Consider the following 21002-nt stretch of genomic DNA (forward strand, 5'->3'; position numbering starts at 1 on the left):
CCAGAACAGAGCTCTCCGGCTGACACGGTGTCGTAGCCGGTGGCCCTCGGCCTACGTTTGAGGCATGACCACTCAGACTGTCCCCGCCACGGTGTCCGCGACACCGGTGAAGGCACCGCCGCTTCGGCTGTTCTTCACGATTCTGCACCTCGCCGCACTCGGAGCGCTCGGCGGTGTCGTGATCGGCATCCTGGCCGCAACCTTCGGCACCGGCCTGGCACTGCTGTTCGTCGTCGGAATCGGGTTGCTGTTCCTGGTCGGCTTCGTCTACGCCCTGTTCGGCCTCGGCTGGTTCGAAGTGGTTCGCGTCAGAGGGCTGTACGACCTCGACGTCTCCGACCTCCAGCCCCGCCGCCGTCAGCGGCCCGGCTTCGGCGGCTGGCTCCGCTCACTCGGTCGTCAGAGCATCGACGGACGCATGTGGCGGGCCGTCGCGAGCTTCGTCATCGCATGCATCTTCGGTGCGCTGGTGCTCCGGCTCTTCTGGGCGCTGATCTTCTCTGCCATCACGATCTTCGCCCCGCTCGGTGCCGCCGAGACGATCTCGATCCCGCTCGCCTTCGGCGTCGGACAGGTCGGCGTCGAATGGGCCGTGCTGGTCGGCATCCTCGGCGTCCTCGCCGCGGCCGCCGGCATCATCGGCCTCGCCCTGCTGCACCGCACGATCAGCCGCGCACTCGTGGTTCCCAACCGCGAGGCAGAGCTCACCGAGCAGGTGCGCACGACGAGCGCGCAGCGTGAAGGCGCGGTCCGTGCAGCCGACGTCGAGCGTACGCGCATCGAACGTGATCTTCACGATGGCGTTCAGCCCCGCCTGGTATCGGTAGGGATGACGCTGGGCCTCGCCCACCAGAAGATCGACGACGACCCCGCCCAGGCCAAGGATCTCATCGCCGAGGCGCACACCTCGACGAAGGCCGCGATCACCGAGCTGCGACAGCTCGCCCGCGGCATCCACGCGTCGGTTCTCGATGATCGAGGGTTGGATGCTGCGCTGTCGGCCCTCGCCAGCAGGTCGCACATCCCCGTGCAGCTCGACGTGCGCATGGACGGGCGCTGCAGCCGGGAGGCCGAGGCCGCCGTCTACTTCTCGATCGCGGAATCGCTGACCAACGCCGCCAAGCACTCCCGCGCCAGCGAATGCCGGGTGGTCGTACGGCTGCGCGACGGCGGAGTGCTGTGGGCACGCGTCGAAGACAATGGCATGGGTGGCGCACAGGTGCAGCCCGGCGGTGGATTGGACGGCATCTCGAACCGCGTGCTCGCCGCCGGCGGCACGTTCCGACTCGACAGTCCGCAGGGCGGTCCGACTTCGTTGGAGGTGAGCGTGCCATGCGCATCCTGATCTGCGAGGATTCCGTGCTCCTGCGCGAAGGTCTGGTGCGACTGCTCGAGGACTCCGGCCACGAGGTCGTCGCTGCTCTTCCCGACACCGACGGACTCACCGAGGCCGTGCGCACGACAGATCCTGAGCTCTGCATCCTCGATGTGCGGCTCCCACCGACCTTCACAGACGAGGGCATTCGCGCGGCACTCGGGCTGCGGAGGACGCATCCTTCGCTCCCCCTCCTCGTGCTCTCGCAGTACGTCGAGGAGCGCTATGCCAGCGACCTGATCGCCGCGCAGGGTGGCCCGCTCGGCTACCTGCTCAAGGATCGTGTGGCTGATGTCTCCGAGTTCGTCGCTTCGGTCGAGCGCATCGCCGAAGGTGCGTCGGTCCTCGACCCGGAGGTGGTCGCTCAGCTGCTGACGCGTCGCAATCGCGACGATCGGATGCTGCAACTCACCGAGCGCGAGCGCACCGTGCTCTCGCTCATCGCCGAGGGCAAGTCGAACCAGACGATCGCCGGGCTGCTGTTCCTCTCCGAGGGCAGCGTCGAGAAGTACATCACCTCGATCTTCCAGAAGCTCGGCCTCGAACCCGAAGCCGGCAACCGCCGCGTGCTCGCAGCGCTCGCCCACATCGAGAACACCGTCGGCGGCACTGGTCCGCTCGGAAACACGCCACAGACAGGAGCGGCACGATGAACGCCGAATCGCAGAACAACCAGGGCAGGCACGACACCCCCCTGAGCCCGCCGCCCGCCGCGCCGGCCGAAGCGTCTTCGGCGCCGTCTTCGGGCAACGTCGCGCCTGGTGCCGCAACCCCCTCAGGTTCGGCCACGAGGACGTCCGGACCGGAGGCGCCGCGAGGCTCTGGTGCACGAGCGGCCGCCATCACGATCGCTGCCTTCGGCGGGGTGGCTCTGCTCGCGACCGGCGGCACAGCTGCGGTCGCGGCCGTCAACGACGTGACCACGTCGGTCTCTTCGCAGCAGCAGGCCGACGCGACGGGGATCACAGGCATCGACCTGGATCTCGGGGGTGCGGAAGTGCATGTTCAATTCGGTGATGTCGAACAGGCGGAGCTCGAGGTGTCGGGCACCAGCAGTGAACGATGGACGTTGCTTCGTGATGACGAGGAGCTCCTCGTCAACAGTCCCGACATGAACTTCGGCTGGTGGTTCGGAGACTGGTTCGAAGATGAAGGAACCGTGGTGCTCACTCTTCCGGAGGATCTGCTCAGCGAGCGGATCGATGCGGACATCTCATTGGGCGCCGGCAGTCTCGATGTCGTAGGCGACTTCGGTGACATCGACGTCGAGATGGGAGCAGGCGCGCTGTTCATCACCGGATCAGCGGATACGATCGATGCGGATCTGAGTGCGGGGCGTGCCGAGTTCGAACTCGATGACGTGTCCACGGCCGCCTTCTCGATCTCGGCCGGGCGACTCGAGGCCGAGCTCACGGGGACGGCGCCCACCGAGGTACAGGTCGATGTGAGTGCAGGCTCGCTGCTGCTGACCCTTCCCGACGACGAGTACGACGTACGGCAGGAGGTCAGTGCCGGATCACTCGACAACGGACTGCAGACGTCGCCGAACGCGCGGAATTCGATCGTGGCCAGCGTCTCTGCCGGAAGCGCGGTTCTGCGGCCCGGTGACTGACCGGCGTCGATTCGGATTTTCCGTCGATCTCCGGTAAAGTCTTGGAGGTTGACGGGGCTATAGCTCAGTTGGTTAGAGCGCTTCACTGATAATGAAGAGGTCCCAGGTTCAAATCCTGGTAGCCCCACTCCGCAACTCAAATTCAATACCCTTTCGGGGCCTTAGCTCAGTTGGTAGAGCGCCTGCTTTGCAAGCAGGATGTCAGGAGTTCGAATCTCCTAGGCTCCACATTTACAAGAAGCGCCGCCCGCAAGGGCGGCGCTTCTCGCCTTGATCAAGCTGATCAATTCGTGCCTGTCCACCCGCGCGCCCACCGGATCAGCCGGCGTGGAGGTGCGTCTCGGTGGTCGCGCCAAGGTCCGCGAGCAACTCGAGCAGGTGTGTCGAGGGTGCCGCGACGTGATCGTGCGGGGCCGAGACTGCGGACACGACCCACGACGGACCCGCGGTGGGAGGGAGCGCGACCATGCGCAGACCGACCGCCTGTGGCTTGGCCGCGACGTGGCGAGGCACGATCGCGACCCCCAGGCCGCGGGTGACGAGATCCAGAAGTGTGTGCACATCGTTGACGGTGCACCGCACCCGTCGATGGACGCCATGCATCGCGAGGGTCTCGTCGTTCAGCTCGCGAATACCCCATGCCCCGGTGAAGTCGATGAAGTCCTCGCCGTCGAGCGCATCCCAGGGTACTTCCGGGCGGACGGAAGCGCGTGCAGCGAGCGGGTGATCCGGTGCGGCGAGCAACATCAGTGGCTCCCGGCCCAGGATCCGGTGCGGCAGCGCGCCGAGGTGCTTGGTCGTCGCCACGAAAGCCACGTCGATCTCACCCGCGCGCGTCAGCGCGATGAGGTCCTGCGAGCCGGCTTGCGTGAAGTGAGTTTCGACGCGCGGGTGGCGCCGATGGAAGCGTTCAAGGAGATCGGCCACGTCGACGAACCCCAGGCATTGTTCGGCGCCGATGCGCAGGAAGCCGGTCACCTCCTGGCTCGCCTTGATCACTGCATCGCGCGCCTGCGTGGCGTCCGCCAGCATTTGCCGCGCATACGGCAGCAGCGCCAAGCCCGCTTCGGTCAGCTCCACGCGGCGGGTCGTACGATCGAACAGCGGGGTGCCCAGTTCCTTCTCGAGATTGCGGATCGCTGAGGAGAGGCCGGACTGCGAGATGCCCGCGAGCTCGGCCGCGCGGGTGAAGTGGCGTTCCTCGGCCACTGCGAGGAGGTACTCCATCTGGCGCAGATCCATTCACGCCTCCTGCTTCTGAATTCCAGAACCATCAACTGTTGGACTTCTAGATTAGCCAATCCTAGGGTGAAGGTGTGGCGCCGAACGGAGTCACAGCAACTCTACGAAGGAGCTCACGAATGCTGCAGCGCACCATCGGTGACCGATCCGTGTCGGCGATCGGCCTCGGCGGCATGCCGATGTCGATCGAGGGGCGACCGGAAGTCGAGCGTTCGATCGCCACGATCCACGCTGCTCTCGATGCCGGCGTCACACTCATCGACACAGCGGATGCGTACCACATGGGCGCTGACGAGGTCGGCCACAACGAGGAGCTCATCGGCCGCGCCTTGCGCGAGTATGGTTCTGGCGCGGGCGATGTGCTCGTCGCCACCAAGGGAGGTCATCTCCGTCCGGGCGACGGGACCTGGACGCGCAACGGCGACCCGGAGTATCTCAAGCGCGCCGCGAAGGAATCCGCACGCCGCCTCGGCGTCGACGCCATCGGTCTGTACCAGTTCCACCGTCCTGACCCTCAGGTGCCGTACGCGGAATCGGTGGGCGCGATCCGCGATCTGCTCGACGAGGGCGTGATATTGATGGGCGGCATCTCCAACGCCGACGTCGCCCAGATCGACGAGGCCCGCGAAGTTCTCGGCGGACGTCTGGTGTCCGTCCAGAATCAGTTCTCTCCGGCTTTCCGTTCCAGCCAGGGCGAACTCGAGCACTGCGCCGAGCTCGGCATCGCGTTTCTGCCGTGGAGCCCGCTCGGGGGCATAAAAGATGCGAAGGACCTCGCAGACCGCCACGGCGCGTTCCAGGAGGTGGCGGACGAGTTGGGCACGAGCGTCTATCAGGTCGCGCTCGCGTGGGAGCTCGCCCTCGCTCCCATCGTGATTCCTATTCCCGGCGCCTCGCGCCCCGAGAGCATCCGTGACTCTGCAGCGGCGACGGGTCTGACGCTCACCATCGAGCAGGTTGCTCGCTTGTCCGCCTGACCCATAACTTCGGCTTCATTCACCGTCGACCTACCGAAAGTGACCCATGAGAACCTTCACCCTTCCGCACACCGATCTGGTGGTGCCCAACGTCGTCCTGGGCCTGATGCGAATCCAGGACAAGACCGACGAAGAAGTGCGCACGCTCGTGAACACCGCCCGCGACGCCGGTATCACCTTCCTCGACCACGCCGACGTGTACGGTTCGAGCAAGCACGGCTGCGAGCGTCGCTTCGCAGAGGCGATGCAGCTCACGTCCGCCGAGCGGGAACAGTTCGTGATCCAGTCGAAGGCAGGCATCGTGCGCGAGGGCCCGTATTTCGACTTCTCGTACGAGCACATCATCGAGTCTGTGAACGGCTCACTCGAGGCGCTCGGTACTGACTACCTCGACATCCTGCTCCTGCACCGTCCCGACGCGCTCGTGGAACCGGAAGAGGTGGCCCGGGCATTCGACGAGCTATCGACCTCAGGCAAGGTACGCGCCTTCGGCGTATCGAACCAGACGCCTCGCCAGATCGATCTGCTGCGCAAGTACGTCACGCAACCGATCGTCGCCAACCAACTTCAGCTGTCGATCACGCACGCGCCGATGATCGCGCAGGGCGTGGCCGCCAACATGCAGAAGCTGGATCAGTCGATCACGCGCGACGACGGCATCCTCGACTACTGCCGTCTGAACGACATCACGATCCAGGCGTGGTCGCCGTTCCAGGCCGGCTTCTTCGACGGACCCTTCCTGGGCTCGGCTCGCTACCCTGAGCTGAACGCAGCGGTCGACCGTCTTGCCAACAAGTACGGCGTCCCACCAGAGGCCATCGCGGTGGCGTGGATCACGCGCCACCCCGCGCAGATGCAGGTCGTGCTCGGCACCACGACCCCGGAACGCGTGGCAGCTGCAGCCCAGGGCTCGGAGATTCCGCTCACACACGCCGAGTGGTATGACCTGTTCCGCGCCGCCGGATACGTCGTACCGTGACGGGTGCGCGGAACACGGCTGGCAACCGGACGGAGCACACTGGTCGTCGTCGGGCGGCTCTGGCGGCGCTCGGCGACTGAGTAGCGGCTGCAGGATTCCGGCTGACACAGTCGGACGAAGCACAGGATGCAGCACGAGAACCCCGGCGTCGACCGGGACTCTCTCGCGTTCCGACGTAGGATCGAAGGGTGCTGATCGGTCTGATGCGTCCTGTGGAAACTCGCTCCGTCGACGTCGAGGCCGCTGATCTCGCGGGCGTGCAGGCTCAGCTCTCGACCCACCGTCCTGAAGGCTTCGACCTCATCTCCGCCCCTGTCGAGATGATCAAGGGCGCCGCGATCCTCAAGGCGAAGGGCACCTTCCAGAGCCGTGACCGCATCGAGCAGATCGAGGCTGATGACATGGACGCGCTGCACGCCAAGGTCCCAGAGGGTTGGCAGCTCCTCAGCGTTCGCGCGACCGCCTGAAGCACCGGCATCCGTCGGCCGGCGGGCCGTCTCATGCTCGACGACGACGCACACCGTCGGCGAGACGGGCGAGCGCGCCCTCCGTGGCATCCCAACCCATGCAGGAATCCGTCACGCTCTGACCGTACGTGAGCCGGGTCCGACCCGCCGACACGTCCAGCTTCTGCGCACCCGCGACGAGGTTGCTCTCGAGCATCACGCCGGCGATCGCCGAGCCGTCCGTCGCGATCTGCTCGCCGAGCTCTGCGGCCACGGTCGCTTGACGAACGTGGTCCTTACCGCTGTTGCCATGACTCGCGTCGATGATCAGGCGCGGCGCCAACATGGCCGCTGAAAGGCGCTCAGCAGCGCGCCGCACGTGATCGGCGCCGTAGTTCGGTCCGTCGGCGCCGCCGCGCAGGATCACGCCTGTGTCGGGGTTGCCCGTCGTCGCCACCAGGCTCGCACGGCCATCGGAGCCGATACCGAGGAACGCCTGCGGGCTGGATGCCGCTGCCGCAGCATCCAGCGCCACCTGCAGTCCACCGTCCATGCCGTTCTTGAAGCCGATCGGCATCGACAGGCCTGAAGCCAGCTGTCGATGGATCTGGCTCTCGGTGGTGCGTGCACCGATCGCACCCCATGTGATGAGGTCAGCGGTGTACTGCGGGCTGATCGGCTCGAGGAATTCGGTGGCGCACGGCATCCCGAGTGCGGTGACATCGCGAAGGAAGCCGCGTGCGAGACGCAGCCCTTCCTCTATGTCGTGGCTGCCATCGAGGTGCGGGTCGTTGATCAGGCCCTTCCAGCCGATGGTCGTACGAGGCTTCTCGAAGTATGTGCGCATCACGATCAACAGGTCATCCCGGTGCTTCTCGGCCTCCCTCACCAGCCTCCCGGCGTACTCGAGCCCCGCCGCGGGGTCGTGGATCGAGCATGGCCCGGCGACCACGAGCAACCTGTCGTCGTCCCCGGACATGATCGCGCGGACCTCGTCGCGCGTGCGCGCAATGAGGGCGGCCCGCTCGTCACCTATCGGGAGCTCAGCGGCGATGTCGCTGGGGGCGGGGAGAGTCGTGAATCTCGCGACGTGCAGGTCGGCAGTGGTCTCGGCGTGGATGGTGCTCATGGGTCCTGTCCTGTCTGAAGGCGGACCCGGATGCAGAGCCCGCCGATGAAACGGCGAAAGCCAGAGCAAATGCTCTGGCTTGTCGGCTCTGAAGGTGTCGGTGTGCGCTAGATCAGCGCCGGCCCCTCCAGAGCCGACTCGAAATACGCATACCAACGGGTTGTCATGCGAAAGACACTACCCCATCCGCGAAGGCATCGGCGCCGCCCACCGCCGTCCGCGCCCCCTGTTGCGTTCGATGCACGGAGCGCGTCGGCGGCAGCAGGGGGCGTCGGTGGCATCACACTGTCAGACCAGCGGGGTGAAGTCTCGGTTCGCGATGTGCTCAGGCCGCGGAGACTTCGCGGCGAACGGATCGACCAGGGCGTTCTCGACACTGTTGAACACCATGAACACGTTCGAGCGGGCATACGGGGTGATGTTGTTGCCCGAGCCGTGCATGATGTTCGAGTCGAACCACAGCGCAGAACCGGCGGCCCCGGTGAACTGGTCGATGCCGTACTGGTCAGCGAGCGCCGTGATGGCCGCATGGCTCGGCACGCCCGCCTCCTGCGCCTGCAGCGACTGCTCGTGGTTGTTGTCGGGAGTCTCCCCCACCGCAGGCACGAACGTGCGGTGCGAACCGGGCATCACCATGAGCCCGCCGTTGAACGGGTAGTTGTCGGTCAGCGCGATCGACAGGCTCACGGCCCGCGGCACCGGCATGCCGTCCTCCGCATGCCAGGTCTCGAAGTCGGAGTGCCAGTAGAACCCGGTGCCGGTGAAGCTCGGCATGTAATTGATCCGCGTCTGGTGCAGATACACCTCAGAACCCACTATCTGGCGTGCAAGGTCGAGCACCTTCGGGTCGCGGGCGAGGGCGTCGAGTGCTGAGCTCAGCTTCTCGACCTCGAAAACCGAACGCACGGTGCCGGTGGCGCGCTCGGCGATCAGCCGGTCGTCGCCTTGCAGCGCGGTATCGGATGCGAGCCGGTCCAGCTCACTCGAGTACAGGGCGACATCATCGGACGAGATGAAGTCGTCGAGGATCGTGAACCCGCGCCGCTCGTGGGTCTCGAGTTCGGTCGCCGAGAAGGGACCGTCGCCGGCCGATCCCCACACAGCGGGCTGCGTTCGGGTGATGAAGTCGGAAGGCTGTGCCAGCCGGGTCGGGAACAGGTCCTCTGCGGTGGTCGTGGTCGTCATGCTTCGTTCTCCTGTTTCTTCTGCGGGTGCTTTCTCATGCGGATGCTGGGGTGATCCCGATCATGCGGGTTCGGTGACGAGCGGATAGACCCCGTTCTCGTCGTGCACCTCCCGGCCGGTGACGGGCGGGTTGAACACGCACACGACGCGCATCTCGGTGCGCGGGCGCACCTCGTGCTTGTCATGCTCGTTCAGTAGATACAGCGATCCGGGTGCGAGCTGGTGCGTCTTCCCGTTGGCGAGTTCGGTGATCTCTCCCTCGCCCGCCACGACGAACACGGCCTCGATGTGGTTGGCGTACCAGAACCGGCTCACCGTGCCGGCATAGAGCGTGGTCTCGTGCACCGAGAAGCCCACCTTCTCCTTGGCGAGCACGATGCGCTTGCTGCGCCAGTTCTCGGTCTTGATGTCGGCGTCGGTGTCGGTGATCTCGTCGAGTGTGCGGACGATCATGCGGGGGTGTGCTCCTTGTTCTCTGCGTTGTGGTCTGCGCGGTCTGCATCGTGGTCGACCGTGTGATCCGCGGCATGCGGGTCGGGCTCGCCGAGCACGGCGCGCACGGACTCGTCGATGATGCGCAGGCCGCGCTCGAGTTCGATGTCGGTGATGGTCAGGGCCGGGAGGATCTTCATGACCTCGCCCTCGGGTCCGGAGGTCTCCATGAGCAGTCCGCGTTCGAAGGCGGCCTGGCACACGGCATCCGCCAGCTCGCCGGAGGGGAACTGCAGACCGCGGGCGAGTCCGCGCCCCTTGGCGATGAGCTCGTGCTGCGGGTATCTGGCGACGAAGGTGTTGAACCATCCCTCGACGCGTGCGCCCTTCGTGATCGTGGAGTCGCGCAGCTCGTCGTCGGACCAGTAGCGCCGCAGCGCCGCAGCGGCCGTCGCGAAGCCCGGGCTGATGCCGCGGAAGGTGCCGTTGTGCTCCCCCGGCTGCCAGACGTCGAGCTCGGGCTTGATCAGGGTGAGCGCCATCGGGATGCCGTAGCCGGAGATCGACTTCGACAGGCAGACGATGTCGGGCACGATGCCTGCCTCTTCGAAGCTGAAGAAGTCGCCGGTACGACCGCAGCCCATCTGGATGTCGTCGACGATGAGCAGGATGTCGTGCTGCGTGCAGAGCGCAGCGAGCTGTCGCAGCCATTCTGCGCGTGCCGCGTTGATGCCACCCTCGCCCTGCACCGTCTCGACGATCACGGCGGCCGGGATGTTGAGCCCGCTGCCGGAGTCTTCGAGCAGCCGCTCGAAGTAGAAGAAGTCGGGGTAGTCGCCGTCGAAGTAGTCGTCGTACGGCATGGGTGTCGCGTGCACGAGCGGCACGCCGGCGCCGCCGCGCTTGAGCGAGTTGCCGGTGACGGACAGGGCGCCGAGCGTCATGCCGTGGAAGGCGTTGGTGAAGTTGACCACTGATTCGCGACCGGTCACCTTGCGTGCCAATTTCAGCGCGGCTTCGACGGCGTTGGCTCCGCCGGGGCCGGGGAAGACCACCTTGTAGTCGAGGTCGCGAGGTTTCAGGATGACCTCGTCGAGCGTCTCGAGGAAGTCGCGCCTGGCAGAGGTGAACATGTCGAGCGAGTGCACGATGCGGTCATCGGCCAGGTAGTCGAGGAGTACGCGCTTGAGCTCGGGATTGTTGTGCCCGTAGTTGAGCGCACCGGCTCCGGTGAAGAAGTCCAGGTACTCCTTGCCGTCCTCGTCGTACATCAGACTGCCGATCGCGCGATCGAACACGACGGGCCATGCGCGCGAGTAACTGCGGACTTCGGATTCCAGCTGGGTGAAGATGTTCATTGCGTGGTGGTTCTCCTCCTTGATTGATCACGTGCGGGGAGCGCACGCCGCCCCGGGTGGGCGGAGTCGACGGCTACATCGGCGGACCGATCTCGTAGAGCCGTTCGGGTTCGTGATGCGCCGCATCCGACGGGTGCATCAGATGCGCGCTCTCGAAAAGGGGGGCGACGGTCACGGGCGCGTCGTTCCAGCGGCGGGCGAGGCTGCGGAAGGTCTGCTGCGACGCGACGTTGTCGTCGGTGATGGTGGTCTGCAGTGTGCGCACGGCAGGGGTGATGGTCCGGTCGTGGAGCAGATCGTCCAGCATCCGTCCGGCGAGGCCGAGCCCACGGAAGCGGGCGTCGACGGCGACCTGCCAGATGAACAGGCACGAGGGGTCTGCCGGACGGCGATAGCCGATCACGAAGCCGGCCGGTTCACCGCCCACGAGTGCGATGCGGCACGTCGAGGCGAAGTCGCGAGCGTAGAGGACGTACGCGTACGAGGAGTTCAGATCCAGCGTCCGCGAATCGCGGGCGATGCGCCAGAGTTCGACTCCCTCGTCGATGCGGGGCGGCCGGATCAGGCTCGTCTCACCCGACCGTGCATCGATATGCGCGGCCTGTGCTGACGTGCTCGGCTCGACAGAGCCGGGGGAAGTCAGAGCGTGTCACCGTCCCGGATCGGGGTGTGCAGCTCGCAAGAATTGGTGTCCATTGGGTGTGATCTCCGCTGGGTGAAACAGCATCGGTCCGTCTTCCACACTGTCATGCACGTGGTGCGACCTCAAATCCACGGCGACAGGATCGCCGTGTGCGGGGCCCTGTGGGATGCTGGGCGCATGAGCCTTCCGCACGCCGATGTCGACCCAGACGGCCTCCTGGAATACTCGGTGGTCTTCACCGACAGGTCCTTGAATCACATGTCCGCGCGCTTCGTCGCGGTGATGCAGCAGACCTTCGAGATCCTCGGCGCGGCGTACAACGCGCACACCTCGGCGATAGTTCCCGGCGGCGGCACCTACGCGATGGAAGCCGTCGCGCGTCAACTGGCGACCGGCCGACGCGTCCTCGTCGTGCGCAACGGTCTGTTCTCGTATCGCTGGTCGCAGATCCTCGAGACCGGCGGCATCAGCGACGACGTCACGGTGCTCGCCGCCCGACCGGACTCCGACGATGTTCAGGCCGCATGGGCGCCGGCGCCTCTCGAGGAGGTGGTGGCGGCGATTCGCGCTCGCCGCCCCGAGGTGGTCTTCGCCCCGCACGTCGAGACCGCAGCGGGCATGATCCTTCCCGACGATTACGTGCGCGCGTTGGCGGATGCCGTGCACGAGGTCGGCGGCCTGCTCGTGCTCGACTGCATCGCCTCCGGCGCGATGTGGGTCGACATGAAGGCCCTCGGCGTCGACGTGCTGCTCAGCGCACCGCAGAAGGGATGGAGCGGCTCCCCCTGCGCCGGCTTCGTCATGCTCAGCGAAGCGGGTGCGGATGCTGTGCGCGACCGGACCTCGACGAGTTTCGCCGCCGACCTCGGAAAGTGGCTGGTCATCGCCGACGAGTACCGCGCCGGCCGTGCCGCGTACCACGCGACCATGCCCACCGACCCGTTGACCCACAACCTCGCCGCCATGCTCGAGACGCAGAGCCGCGGCTTCGATGAGCTGCGCGCAGCGCAGATCGAACTCGGCACGCGGGTGCGGGAGCTGCTGACCGAACACGGATTCTCGTCGGTCGCGGCCGCTGAGTTCGCCGCCCCGGGTGTCGTCGTCGTGCACACGGATGACCCTGCTCTGAAGTCGGGTGCGGCGTTCAAGGAGCTGGGACTTCAGATCGCCGCCGGCGTGCCGCTGCATTGCGATGAGCCGGAGGACTTCTCGACCTTCCGGCTCGGGCTGTTCGGCCTCGACAAGCTCGCCGATGTCGAGGGAACGGTGTCACGGCTCGCTGCGGCCTTGGACTCTAGCCGTCCGCCCGCGTGAGTTCGTGCGGAGCGACGTTGAGCCGTTCGCAACCGTCGGCAGTGACCACGACGATGTCCTCGATGCGCGCTCCCCATTCGCCCGCGAAGTAGATGCCGGGCTCGATGCTGAACGCCATGCCCTCGCGCAGAACCAGGTCGTTGCCGGGGGCGATGTACGGCTCCTCGTGCACTGATACTCCGATGCCGTGCCCCGTGCGATGCAGGAACGCATCGCCCAGACCGGCGGCAGTGAGCACCTCCCGGGCGGCGGCGTCCACCTCGGATGCCGTCGCACCCGGTCGTACGGCGTCCACGGCGGCCTGCTGAGCGCTCACGAGCACCGCGATCCGTTCGGCCACGTCAGGGTCGGGATCGCCCACGACGTACGTGCGGGTGCTGTCCGAGTTGTAACCGCTGGGCACCGCGCCGCCGATGTCTACTACGACGATGTCGCCGTCGTCGATCACGCGATCCGAGACCTCGTGATGCGGGTCGGCGCCGTTCGGGCCGGAGCCGACGATCACGAACTCGACCGTCCGGTGCCCCTCTGCCACGATCGCCTCGGCGATGTCGGCGGCGACCTCGCGTTCGGTGCGTCCGGCGCGCAGCCACTGCGGAACCCGGCGGTGCACAGCGTCGATCGCGGCACCGGCACGGCGCAGTTCGGTGATCTCGGTCTCATCCTTGATCATGCGCCCCTCGCGGAGCACAGGCGTCGCGAGCTCGAGCCGCACGCCGAGGCGCTCGCCGATCGGGATGACGTGCAGAGCCGGCAGCGCATCCGAGACACCGACGCGAGTGACCCGGTCGAGCGCACTGCTCACCAGAGCGTAGGGGTCTTCACCGTCCACCCAGTCGAGAACCGTGAGACCGAGCTCCCCCACCGCTGTCGATCGCACCTTCGCGAGCTCCATCCGAGGCACGACGATCGTCGGCGCGAGCGACGGACCGATCAGCAGCACGGTCAGGCGTTCGATCGTGTCACCCTCCACGCCGACGAGGTACTGCAGGTCTGGACCTGGTCCGACGACGATCGCATCGAATCCGCCATCTGCAGCGAGGGCTGCGGCGCGTTCGAGTCGGGCGGCATACACGGAGGCGGGGAAAGGCAGGCTGCTCACGCCTGCCACGCTACTCCGGGATGCGCCTCGAGTCTTGGGCGGTTCTGATCGTCCGTCTCAACCTTTCGGCCCGCGGCCCTGCCAGACTGGCGCCATGACGACAGTCTTCACCGGCCGCATCCGCCCGCTCGCACCAGCGTTCGATACGGAAGTCGAGGCCGTCGCCGTCGCCGATGGTCGGGTCGTCGCGCTGGGATCGACCGCAGAGCTCACGGCGCAGCATCCGGATGCCGACACCGTAGCTCTGGACGGCTGGGTCATGCCCGGACTCATCGAACCGCACGGGCATCCCGGATATTCGTCGATCCTGCTGTCGCACCTCGTCGTCGACATCCGCCCTGTGACGCTCTCAGACGCCGCGGGAGTCCTCTCTGCGCTCAAGGAAGCCGTCGCCACCGCTGATGGGAAGGCGGTGTTCGCGAACGGGTGGGATGCGCTGCTCCAGCGCGGCCTTCCGGAACCGCGGCGTGCATTCCTCGACGATCTCGCGGGTGACATCCCGCTCGTCGTGATCCACAACTCGGGCCACTCCGCGTACTTCAACACCGCCGCCGAGAAAGCGGCCGGACTCGACCGGAACACCCCCGACCCCGCAGGATCCCGCTTCGGACGAGAAGCGGACGGTGAGCTCAGCGGAGTGGCCTTCGAGGAGGCGGCGGTCGGACAGATCATCGCCCCGCTGCTCGCGACAGCGAAGGCGCACCTGCCGGAGATCTTCGCCGGTCACCTGCGCGACCTCTCGCTGCGCGGCATCACGACCGTGTCGGATCTCACCTGGAACCCGGAGATGAATCCGCTCGTCGCGGCGCTGCAGGAGAAGAACCTCCTGCCGGTCAGGTTGCGCACGTACGAGATGTCGCGCCCTGGCGGCCTTCCCGCGGAACGCGGCAGCGAAGACCCGATGTTCCGTCAGGCCGGCGTGAAGACCTGGTCGGACGGATCCCCCTGGGTCGGAAACATCGCCACATCGTTCCCCTACCTCGACACCGAAGCAACCCGCGGACTCGGCCTCGAGCCGCACCACATCGGGCAGGCGAACTACACGGCGGACGAACTGCTCTCGATCGCCGAGCCCTATGCGGCCGGTGGATGGCAGCTCGCCTGTCACGTGCATGGCGATCTGGCAGTGGAGGCCACACTCGATGTCTACGAGCAGATCATCACGAAGCACTCCTTGACCGATCACCGTTTCCGGCTCGAGCACTGCGGCGCCATGACACCGGCGCAGTTCACTCGCGCGGCAGCCCTCGGAGTCACCGTCAGCCTGTTCGTCGACCACATCACCTATTGGGGTGAGGTGCTCGTCGACGACCTGTTCGGCGCCGAGCATGGCGGCGCGTGGGCGGATGCCGGTGCAGCATTCGCCGCGGGGCATCGCGCCACATTCCATAACGACGGCTGGGTCACGCCGAACGAGCCGTTCCGCAACATGGCGGTCGCCGAGACGCGCACCACGCGTTCAGGGTTCCGGATGCCGGGCGGCACACCCGTCACGCGCGCCCAGGCCGTCGCGGCACAGACGACGAACGCCGCGTGGCAATTGTTCAGCGAGCGTGAGGTCGGATGCCTGGCACCAGGACTGTTCGCCGACTTCATCGTGGTCGACCGGGATCCGGTCACGGTCACGGCCGAGGAGCTCGCCGAAACGCGGGTGCAGGCCACCTATCTCGGCGGCACCCGCATGCCCTGATCCGAGGTCAGGCTGAGTGGGATGCCGCGCGGGCCACGGCGGTGGCGCGGTCGTCGTCCTCACTCGCCAGCACGCCGCCGTTGGCGACGAAGTCGGCGGCGACCTCTTCGAACATGATCCGCACGTGCTCGCGCTGCGCGCCGAGGGCGTCGACTGCAGCGGATGTGACTGCCGCAGCGAAGGCGCGGCGCTGATCGACAGTGCGTCCGGGGAGCAGTTCCACTCTGATGTTCGGCATGGCCACAGCCTAGGACACACGGCAGGGCGGGTCTCATGGCTCCGGGTAGTGTGAGGCCATGGATCTGCGCGTTGCAGCATATGCGGTCGTCACCGATGACGACGACAGGGTGCTGCTCGCCCGGTGGACCGAGGGCCGCCGCGTCGCATGGACGATGCCAGGCGGTGGGCTCGAACCCGGGGAGGATCCCGAAGACGCTGTTCGTCGTGAAGTCCGCGAGGAGACCGGCTACACCGTGCACGTACAAGGGCTTCTCGGCATCCATTCGAGAGTGATACCCGCCGGCCGACGTGTGAAGAAGTCGGGCGCACCGCTGCACACCCTGCGAATCGTGTACCGCGCCAAGATCAGCGGGGGAAAGCTGCGCTTCGAGGAGAACGGCTCCACCGACATGGCGGGTTGGTTCTCGCTGCCCGCACTGGCGGAGCTGCAGAGAGTGAAGCTCGTCGACATCGCGCTGCGGATGGCGGAAATTCTCTGACCCGCGGGACGGGTGCAATCAGTCGCGCGGCTGCTCCGGCACGGTGATATCGGCGACCGTCGCGCCGTAGGCGTCGATCAGGTCGTCCGCATCGACGAAGAGGCTGTAACCGTGTGCGCCCGCGCCCATGGCGACGCGCTGGCCGACGATCGACTCATCGGCATAGATCGGCCAGTCGGTGGTGCTGCCGATGGGAACGATCGTGCCACGCTCGTATCCGGTCGCGGCCAGTGCGAGTTCGGCCTCGGGCAGGCGCAGCTTGTTCACGCCGACGACGGCGCGCAGCTTCGGCCACGAGATCGATCGCCCGCCTGGCACGAGTGCGAAGAGGTAGGTGTCATCGGCGCGCTTGACGACGAGCGTCTTGACGATGCCTGACGGGTCGAGACCGAGCAGTGCCGCCGCCTCATGCAGGCTGTTCGCCTTCGGACGCTCGCGGATCTCGATGTCGAGACCGCGGGCCGCCGCGGCATCCCGCACGCGCGCGTGCTGCGACGCGACTTCGACCCCTGAGCCGATCGAAGGCTCAGGGGTCGAAGCGGCAGAAGCCGAGGGGGTCACGCGTCGGGTGCGGAGAGCGGGTCGTCCGCGACCCAGAGCTCGTCGTCCGTGCGCAGTGCCTGCCATGCGGCGTAGAGAACGCCGACGGCCGCAGCCGCGCCGAGGATGATCGCGATGACCGAGCCGATGCCCGGACCCTGCTTCTTCTTCACGATGCGTCCGTTGGCGAACTCGAGTCCCTGGCGCTTGGCGTTCGCCACATCCCACGCCGTGAGGGCGGAGCCGACGACGCCGCCGATGATCGGGACGACCTTGTCGTCCACGACGTGGCGACCGAACTTCACGCCGCGATTCACAGTCGGGGCGATCCGATGGTTGTAGGCGTCCTGAACGACGGGAACCACCTGCTCACGACCGAGGCCACTGAGCTGACGGCCGGCCTCGCGGGCGACATCGGCTGCGTGTCCGACCACGACCTGCTGCGATTCCCACAGCTCGTTGGCGTCCTTCTGGAGGCGACGCAGTTGCTTTTTGCGCTTGCGGCTAATGCTCACGGTGTTCTCCTGTCCATTGGAGTACGGAAATCCCATACTGCCAGATGAGACTGGATGCTGGCAGTGATTGCGCTGGCCCTTGTCAACCGGAACTGCGCGCGCTAACGTGTCGGCACTTCCGGCCAGCACACTGCAAGCTCTGCGAGAATGGACGCATGGCTCAGCATTCACATGTCGCAACCCTGCACACCAACCACGGCGACATCGTCGTCAACCTCTTCGGCGACCACGCTCCGAAGACGGTCAAGAACTTCGTCGGCCTGTCCGACGGCACCCAGGAGTGGACCGACCCCGCAACGGGCAAGCCCGGCGACGGTGCCCTGTACACGGACGTCATCTTCCACCGCATCATCCCGAACTTCATGATCCAGGGCGGCGACCCGCTCGGTCAGGGCGTCGGCGGCCCCGGCTACAACTTCGACGACGAGATCAACATGGAGCTCAACTTCAACGAGCCCTACATCCTCGCCATGGCCAACGCGGGCCTGCGCCGCAACGCGATCACCGGCAAGGCCGAGGGCACGAACGGCTCGCAGTTCTTCATCACGACCGACCCGACCCCGTGGCTGCAGGGCAAGCACACGATCTTCGGTGAGGTTGCGGATGACGCCTCCAAGAAGGTTGTCGACGCGATCGCCGCTGTTCCCACCGCCGCCGGCGACAAGCCGCTGGAGGACGTCGTCCTCCAGTCGGTCGACATCGTTGCCGTCTGAGTTCTGACTCTCAGGCCGATCCGGATGACGACACCCGAGTTCACGAGCAATCGTGACAACTTCTGCTACCGCCATCCGGATCGGCAGAGCTTCGTGCTCTGCCAGCGGTGCATGCGCACCATCTGCCCCGAGTGCCAGACGCAGGCGGCCGTCGGCGTCATCTGCCCGGAGTGCATGAAGGCCGAGCGCAGCAATCGCACACCCGCGCAGAAGCGCGCGCAGCGGCAGTGGGGCCGGGGTGCTCGCTCTCGCGGGTCGATCGCCACCGTTCAGTCCGGCCGGCCGTTGATGACCTACGGGATCATCGCGGTGACCGCGTTCGTCGGCTTGCTTCAGCTGGTTCCGGGACTCAACATCACCGGGCTCTTCGAGTTCTGGGTCGGCTACCTCTTCCCCGAGCTCTCCGGGGCGCCGTTCCAGCCCTGGCGTCTGATCACCGCAGCCTTGGTGCACAGCGGCATCTGGCATATCGGTCTGAACATGCTCGCGCTGTGGATGATCGGCCGCAGCCTCGAGCCCATGCTCGGACGATGGCGCTTCCTCGCGCTCTACGTTCTCGGCGGTATCGGCGGATCAGTCGCCGTCGGAATCCTCTCCCCGGGGTCCGCGACGGTCGGCGCGTCCGGCGCAGTGTTCTCGCTCTTCGGAGCGCTGCTGGTGATCGGCCTGCACCTGGGCGCCAATATGACCGGACTGTTCGTGCTGCTCGGCATCAACCTGGTGATCGGCTTCATCCCTGGCTTCAACATCGCATGGCAGGCGCATGTGGGAGGAGCCGTCGTCGGTGCGCTGGTCGGACTGATCGTGCTCCGCACCCGCAAGCGGGAGCAGCGCGTCTGGCAGATCCTTCTCCTGATCGCCCTCGCCGCCGTTCTCCTCGTCGCGGTCTTCGTCATCCCGCCCCTCCTCGTCGGCGCCGTCTGAGAAATCCTGACTGGGTGCATTCACCCCCGGTCAGAAGTTGTTAACAGCGTTCTCCACCCCTGTGAATAACACCGGTGTAATTCTCCCCAGGCTGTGCACAAGCCTGTGGATAACTGCACTACGAAGTCCGGACACCAACGAGAGAGGGCCCCTCGCGAAGCGAGAGGCCCTCTGAATAAAAGTTGCGGTTAGCGCCAGCGCGTCGTCATGAGGAACCCGATCAGCGCGATGCCGAGGCCGATGGCCAGGTTCCATGAACCGATGCCCGGAACAGGGAACTGCATGCCCGAGATGTAGAACACCAGGATCCACACGAGTCCCAGCAGCATGAAGCCGAGCATCACCGGCTTGAACCACACGGCGTTCGGTGCCGCCTCGCCTTCAGCGCGCTCGACAGCGGGTTCTTCGCTCTTACGGTCTCGTGCCATGGGGTCAGTCTACCCAAGAGAGCGATGACTCCCATCTCCGAAATCCGGTGTGCACCCGCGCGGGATAAGATCGCCGCTATGAGTGCATCTGGGGCGGCCGCGACCGTGCCCGCCCGCCGGCCTCGTCGAGCATCCCGGGCGACCTTCACGAGTGTGCTCGGGGAACTGCTGCTGACGGCCGGAGTGCTCGTTCTTCTCTTCGTCGCCTGGCAGATGTGGATCGGTGACATCATCATCGCTGCACAGAACAACGAAGAGGGCGCGGCCGTCTCAGAACAGCTCGCGCAGGAACCGGCACCTGAGCCTCCTCCGCTCGTCGAAGCCGACGACGGCACCACCTACTACGAACCTCCGATACCCGCAGCGCCCGCCGACGCACAGTGGTTCGCCCAGATGCACGTCCCGCGCTTCGGCACGGACTACAACGTCGGCATCTACGGCGGCACCAGCCGTGCGCGCACTCTCGACAACCTGGGGATCGGCGTCTACACGAACTCGAAGATGCCGGGCGAGGTCGGCAACTTCTCCTTGGCCGGTCACCGGACGACGTGGGGCAAGCCTTTCAACCAGCTCGACAAGCTGAAGCTGAACGACGCGATCGTGGTCGAAACGCCCGATGGCTGGTACACCTATCGCTTCCGTACGCTCGAATACGTGAAGCCGTCGCAAGTCGATGTACTCCTCGACGTGCCGCAGGCGCCGCAGCTGACGACAGGCGAGCGCTACATCACATTGACCGCGTGTTCGCCGCTGTACTCTCTGGACGAGCGGATCGTCGCCTACGGGGTGTTCGAGAACTTCCAACCGCGCGCAGAGGGCGCACCCGATTCGTTGTCGCCGGTCGCTCCCGCGACACCGTCCGCCGAGGGGGCTTCCTGATGTACGCAGCGATCTGGCGCATTCTGCCGGGCCCATGGTGGCTGCGGCTGCTCATCCTGCTGGTGGTGGTCGCCGCGATCCTCTACGGGCTGTTCTTCTACGTGTTCCCCTGGGTGAGTCCGCTCATCACTCCCGGTGAGGTCGATCTGGCGTGAGCGTACGGGTGCTGGTCGTCGACAATCACGACAGTTTCGTGCACACGCTCGTCGGGTATCTGCGAGAGCTCGGGTCGCGCGTCGAACTGATCGAAGCGGATGCTGCGGACGCCGCGGGCTTCGCCCGCCTCCTGCCCGCCTTCGACGCGGTGCTGCTCTCGCCGGGCCCCGGCCGGCCACGGGACGCCGGGGCGTCAGTCGACATCGTCGCGCTCGCCGCTGAGCGCCGCATGCCGCTGCTCGGGGTCTGTCTCGGGCATCAGGCGATCGGCACCGCATTCGGCGCAGAAGTGTCCGAAGCGCCGGAACTCATGCACGGCATGGTTTCCGCAGTCGCCCACGATGGCTCTGCCCTGTTCGACGGCATCCCCTCGCCCTTCGATGTCGGGCGGTATCACTCGCTCGCGATCGCCGAGACCGACCTTCCCACGGAGCTCGGCGTCACTGCGCGAACGGCATCCGGAACCGTGATGGCGATGACGCATCGTGAGCTGCCGATCCACGGAGTTCAGTTCCACCCGGAGAGCGTGCTCACCCCTCACGGCTACCGCCTGCTGGCCAACTGGCTGGCGCAGGTCGGTTATCCGGATGCCGTCGAAGTTTCATCCCGACTGCATCCGCTCGCACGCTAGCAGCGGGACCGGG

25 protein-coding genes and 2 tRNA genes are annotated in these 21002 nt (G+C 66.3%); 16 read left to right on the forward strand and 11 right to left on the reverse strand.

Going from position 1 to position 21002, the window contains the following annotated elements; translation table 11 throughout:
• Positions 1-64 precede the first annotated feature (64 nt).
• From QFZ46_RS08620 to QFZ46_RS08640, 5 genes are all read left to right on the forward strand, one after another.
• Entirely contained in the window at positions 65-1345 is a 1281-nt protein-coding gene (locus tag QFZ46_RS08620; RefSeq protein ID WP_307360402.1) for a sensor histidine kinase, read from the forward strand.
• Positions 1333-2028: a LuxR C-terminal-related transcriptional regulator gene (locus tag QFZ46_RS08625; RefSeq protein ID WP_307360403.1), complete on the forward strand. Its 696-nt coding sequence runs from the start codon at positions 1333-1335 to the stop codon at positions 2026-2028. Before QFZ46_RS08620 ends, QFZ46_RS08625 begins: the two co-directional genes overlap by 13 nt.
• Positions 2025-2987 (forward strand): DUF4097 family beta strand repeat-containing protein, encoded by a 963-nt coding sequence (locus tag QFZ46_RS08630; protein ID WP_307360405.1) that lies wholly within the window; start codon positions 2025-2027, stop codon positions 2985-2987. The genes QFZ46_RS08625 and QFZ46_RS08630 overlap by 4 nt, the downstream gene beginning before the upstream one ends.
• Positions 2988-3040: 53 nt before the next feature.
• A tRNA-Ile gene (locus QFZ46_RS08635) sits at positions 3041-3114 on the forward strand.
• Positions 3115-3142: 28 nt separating this feature from the next.
• Positions 3143-3215, forward strand: a tRNA-Ala gene (locus QFZ46_RS08640).
• Positions 3216-3305: 90 nt separating this feature from the next.
• Here QFZ46_RS08640 and QFZ46_RS08645 read toward each other — a convergent pair.
• On the reverse strand, positions 3306-4229 hold the full coding sequence (locus QFZ46_RS08645) for a LysR family transcriptional regulator (protein ID WP_307360407.1): 924 nt from the start codon (positions 4227-4229) through the stop codon (positions 3306-3308).
• Between the two features lie 119 nt (positions 4230-4348).
• On the opposite strand from QFZ46_RS08645, the gene QFZ46_RS08650 reads away from it, so the two are divergent.
• The 3 genes from QFZ46_RS08650 to QFZ46_RS08660 all read left to right on the forward strand — a co-directional run bounded on the left by QFZ46_RS08650 (position 4349) and on the right by QFZ46_RS08660 (position 6652).
• Positions 4349-5206, forward strand: coding sequence for an aldo/keto reductase (locus tag QFZ46_RS08650; protein WP_307360409.1), 858 nt, complete (start codon positions 4349-4351; stop codon positions 5204-5206).
• A gap of 46 nt (positions 5207-5252) precedes the next feature.
• Positions 5253-6185, forward strand: a complete 933-nt coding sequence (locus QFZ46_RS08655) for an aldo/keto reductase (protein ID WP_307360411.1) — start codon at positions 5253-5255, stop codon at positions 6183-6185.
• Positions 6186-6373: 188 nt separating this feature from the next.
• On the forward strand, positions 6374-6652 hold the full coding sequence (locus QFZ46_RS08660; RefSeq protein ID WP_307360412.1) for a hypothetical protein: 279 nt from the start codon (positions 6374-6376) through the stop codon (positions 6650-6652).
• 31 nt (positions 6653-6683) lie between these two features.
• On the opposite strand, the gene QFZ46_RS08665 is transcribed toward QFZ46_RS08660, so the two are convergent.
• The 5 genes from QFZ46_RS08665 to ectA form a co-directional block, all read right to left on the reverse strand.
• Positions 6684-7760, reverse strand: coding sequence for a 3-deoxy-7-phosphoheptulonate synthase (locus QFZ46_RS08665; RefSeq protein WP_307360415.1), 1077 nt, complete (start codon positions 7758-7760; stop codon positions 6684-6686).
• A gap of 288 nt (positions 7761-8048) precedes the next feature.
• Entirely contained in the window at positions 8049-8945 is an 897-nt protein-coding gene (gene thpD, locus QFZ46_RS08670; protein WP_307360417.1) for an ectoine hydroxylase, read from the reverse strand.
• A 60-nt stretch (positions 8946-9005) separates the two neighbouring features.
• Positions 9006-9398 (reverse strand): ectoine synthase, encoded by a 393-nt coding sequence (locus QFZ46_RS08675; RefSeq protein WP_307360418.1) that lies wholly within the window; start codon positions 9396-9398, stop codon positions 9006-9008.
• Positions 9395-10735, reverse strand: a complete 1341-nt coding sequence (gene ectB / locus QFZ46_RS08680) for a diaminobutyrate--2-oxoglutarate transaminase (RefSeq protein ID WP_307360420.1) — start codon at positions 10733-10735, stop codon at positions 9395-9397. Before ectB ends, QFZ46_RS08675 begins: the two co-directional genes overlap by 4 nt.
• A gap of 73 nt (positions 10736-10808) precedes the next feature.
• Positions 10809-11378, reverse strand: a complete 570-nt coding sequence (gene ectA / locus QFZ46_RS08685; RefSeq protein ID WP_307364546.1) for a diaminobutyrate acetyltransferase — start codon at positions 11376-11378, stop codon at positions 10809-10811.
• A 177-nt stretch (positions 11379-11555) separates the two neighbouring features.
• On the opposite strand from ectA, the gene QFZ46_RS08690 reads away from it, so the two are divergent.
• On the forward strand, positions 11556-12692 hold the full coding sequence (locus QFZ46_RS08690) for an aminotransferase class V-fold PLP-dependent enzyme (protein ID WP_307360421.1): 1137 nt from the start codon (positions 11556-11558) through the stop codon (positions 12690-12692).
• On the opposite strand, the gene QFZ46_RS08695 is transcribed toward QFZ46_RS08690, so the two are convergent.
• Positions 12673-13794, reverse strand: coding sequence for a M24 family metallopeptidase (locus tag QFZ46_RS08695; RefSeq protein ID WP_307360424.1), 1122 nt, complete (start codon positions 13792-13794; stop codon positions 12673-12675). The genes QFZ46_RS08690 and QFZ46_RS08695 overlap by 20 nt on opposite strands.
• Before the next feature lie 94 nt (positions 13795-13888).
• On the opposite strand from QFZ46_RS08695, the gene QFZ46_RS08700 reads away from it, so the two are divergent.
• Positions 13889-15484 carry an amidohydrolase gene (locus QFZ46_RS08700; protein WP_307360426.1) on the forward strand — a complete coding sequence of 532 codons (1596 nt, stop codon included), beginning with the start codon at positions 13889-13891 and terminating at the stop codon, positions 15482-15484.
• Positions 15485-15491: 7 nt separating this feature from the next.
• Here QFZ46_RS08700 and QFZ46_RS08705 read toward each other — a convergent pair whose 3' ends face one another.
• Positions 15492-15722 carry a tautomerase family protein gene (locus QFZ46_RS08705; protein WP_307360428.1) on the reverse strand — a complete coding sequence of 77 codons (231 nt, stop codon included), beginning with the start codon at positions 15720-15722 and terminating at the stop codon, positions 15492-15494.
• A 58-nt stretch (positions 15723-15780) separates the two neighbouring features.
• Here QFZ46_RS08705 and QFZ46_RS08710 point away from each other — a divergent pair, with 58 nt between their 5' ends.
• A complete protein-coding gene (locus QFZ46_RS08710; RefSeq protein ID WP_307360429.1) occupies positions 15781-16203 on the forward strand; it encodes an NUDIX hydrolase in 423 nt (140 codons plus the stop codon).
• Positions 16204-16221: 18 nt separating this feature from the next.
• On the opposite strand, the gene QFZ46_RS08715 is transcribed toward QFZ46_RS08710, so the two are convergent.
• Together QFZ46_RS08715 and QFZ46_RS08720 are read right to left on the reverse strand one after the other, a co-directional pair.
• Positions 16222-16722 carry an aminoacyl-tRNA deacylase gene (locus QFZ46_RS08715; RefSeq protein ID WP_373457671.1) on the reverse strand — a complete coding sequence of 167 codons (501 nt, stop codon included), beginning with the start codon at positions 16720-16722 and terminating at the stop codon, positions 16222-16224.
• A 38-nt stretch (positions 16723-16760) separates the two neighbouring features.
• A complete protein-coding gene (locus QFZ46_RS08720; RefSeq protein ID WP_307360432.1) occupies positions 16761-17258 on the reverse strand; it encodes a DNA helicase in 498 nt (165 codons plus the stop codon).
• 155 nt (positions 17259-17413) lie between these two features.
• On the opposite strand from QFZ46_RS08720, the gene QFZ46_RS08725 reads away from it, so the two are divergent.
• Together QFZ46_RS08725 and QFZ46_RS08730 are read left to right on the forward strand one after the other, a co-directional pair.
• Positions 17414-17971, forward strand: a complete 558-nt coding sequence (locus QFZ46_RS08725) for a peptidylprolyl isomerase (protein ID WP_307360435.1) — start codon at positions 17414-17416, stop codon at positions 17969-17971.
• A 24-nt stretch (positions 17972-17995) separates the two neighbouring features.
• Positions 17996-18895 (forward strand): rhomboid family intramembrane serine protease, encoded by a 900-nt coding sequence (locus QFZ46_RS08730; RefSeq protein WP_307360438.1) that lies wholly within the window; start codon positions 17996-17998, stop codon positions 18893-18895.
• 188 nt (positions 18896-19083) lie between these two features.
• On the opposite strand, the gene QFZ46_RS08735 is transcribed toward QFZ46_RS08730, so the two are convergent.
• Positions 19084-19323, reverse strand: a complete 240-nt coding sequence (locus QFZ46_RS08735) for a cell division protein CrgA (RefSeq protein WP_307360439.1) — start codon at positions 19321-19323, stop codon at positions 19084-19086.
• A gap of 78 nt (positions 19324-19401) precedes the next feature.
• On the opposite strand from QFZ46_RS08735, the gene QFZ46_RS08740 reads away from it, so the two are divergent.
• The 3 genes from QFZ46_RS08740 to QFZ46_RS08750 are packed head-to-tail and all read left to right on the forward strand — an operon-like array spanning position 19402 to position 20989.
• Entirely contained in the window at positions 19402-20202 is an 801-nt protein-coding gene (locus QFZ46_RS08740; RefSeq protein ID WP_307360442.1) for a class E sortase, read from the forward strand.
• A complete protein-coding gene (locus QFZ46_RS08745) occupies positions 20202-20357 on the forward strand; it encodes a hypothetical protein (RefSeq protein ID WP_307360445.1) in 156 nt (51 codons plus the stop codon). The genes QFZ46_RS08740 and QFZ46_RS08745 overlap by 1 nt, the downstream gene beginning before the upstream one ends.
• Positions 20354-20989, forward strand: a complete 636-nt coding sequence (locus QFZ46_RS08750) for an anthranilate synthase component II (RefSeq protein WP_307360446.1) — start codon at positions 20354-20356, stop codon at positions 20987-20989. The genes QFZ46_RS08745 and QFZ46_RS08750 overlap by 4 nt, the downstream gene beginning before the upstream one ends.
• Positions 20990-21002: the final 13 nt, after the last annotated feature.

It is taken from the genome of Microbacterium murale (assembly GCF_030815955.1).
Taxonomy (GTDB): domain Bacteria; phylum Actinomycetota; class Actinomycetes; order Actinomycetales; family Microbacteriaceae; genus Microbacterium; species Microbacterium murale_A.

What these genes read in the sequence shown, in the direction of transcription:
- QFZ46_RS08620 (WP_307360402.1), top strand. Translation starts at nt 65, where the DNA reads ATGACCACTCAGACTGTCCCCGCCACGGTGTCCGCGACACCGGTGAAG.
- QFZ46_RS08625 (WP_307360403.1), top strand. Translation starts at nt 1,333, where the DNA reads ATGCGCATCCTGATCTGCGAGGATTCCGTGCTCCTGCGCGAAGGTCTG.
- QFZ46_RS08630 (WP_307360405.1), top strand. Translation starts at nt 2,025, where the DNA reads ATGAACGCCGAATCGCAGAACAACCAGGGCAGGCACGACACCCCCCTG.
- QFZ46_RS08645 (WP_307360407.1), bottom strand. Translation starts at nt 4,229, where the DNA reads ATGGATCTGCGCCAGATGGAGTACCTCCTCGCAGTGGCCGAGGAACGC.
- QFZ46_RS08650 (WP_307360409.1), top strand. Translation starts at nt 4,349, where the DNA reads ATGCTGCAGCGCACCATCGGTGACCGATCCGTGTCGGCGATCGGCCTC.
- QFZ46_RS08655 (WP_307360411.1), top strand. Translation starts at nt 5,253, where the DNA reads ATGAGAACCTTCACCCTTCCGCACACCGATCTGGTGGTGCCCAACGTC.
- QFZ46_RS08665 (WP_307360415.1), bottom strand. Translation starts at nt 7,760, where the DNA reads ATGAGCACCATCCACGCCGAGACCACTGCCGACCTGCACGTCGCGAGA.
- thpD (WP_307360417.1), bottom strand. Translation starts at nt 8,945, where the DNA reads ATGACGACCACGACCACCGCAGAGGACCTGTTCCCGACCCGGCTGGCA.
- QFZ46_RS08675 (WP_307360418.1), bottom strand. Translation starts at nt 9,398, where the DNA reads ATGATCGTCCGCACACTCGACGAGATCACCGACACCGACGCCGACATC.
- ectB (WP_307360420.1), bottom strand. Translation starts at nt 10,735, where the DNA reads ATGAACATCTTCACCCAGCTGGAATCCGAAGTCCGCAGTTACTCGCGC.
- QFZ46_RS08690 (WP_307360421.1), top strand. Translation starts at nt 11,556, where the DNA reads ATGAGCCTTCCGCACGCCGATGTCGACCCAGACGGCCTCCTGGAATAC.
- QFZ46_RS08700 (WP_307360426.1), top strand. Translation starts at nt 13,889, where the DNA reads ATGACGACAGTCTTCACCGGCCGCATCCGCCCGCTCGCACCAGCGTTC.
- QFZ46_RS08705 (WP_307360428.1), bottom strand. Translation starts at nt 15,722, where the DNA reads ATGCCGAACATCAGAGTGGAACTGCTCCCCGGACGCACTGTCGATCAG.
- QFZ46_RS08710 (WP_307360429.1), top strand. Translation starts at nt 15,781, where the DNA reads ATGGATCTGCGCGTTGCAGCATATGCGGTCGTCACCGATGACGACGAC.
- QFZ46_RS08725 (WP_307360435.1), top strand. Translation starts at nt 17,414, where the DNA reads ATGGCTCAGCATTCACATGTCGCAACCCTGCACACCAACCACGGCGAC.
- QFZ46_RS08730 (WP_307360438.1), top strand. Translation starts at nt 17,996, where the DNA reads ATGACGACACCCGAGTTCACGAGCAATCGTGACAACTTCTGCTACCGC.
- QFZ46_RS08735 (WP_307360439.1), bottom strand. Translation starts at nt 19,323, where the DNA reads ATGGCACGAGACCGTAAGAGCGAAGAACCCGCTGTCGAGCGCGCTGAA.
- QFZ46_RS08740 (WP_307360442.1), top strand. Translation starts at nt 19,402, where the DNA reads ATGAGTGCATCTGGGGCGGCCGCGACCGTGCCCGCCCGCCGGCCTCGT.
- QFZ46_RS08745 (WP_307360445.1), top strand. Translation starts at nt 20,202, where the DNA reads ATGTACGCAGCGATCTGGCGCATTCTGCCGGGCCCATGGTGGCTGCGG.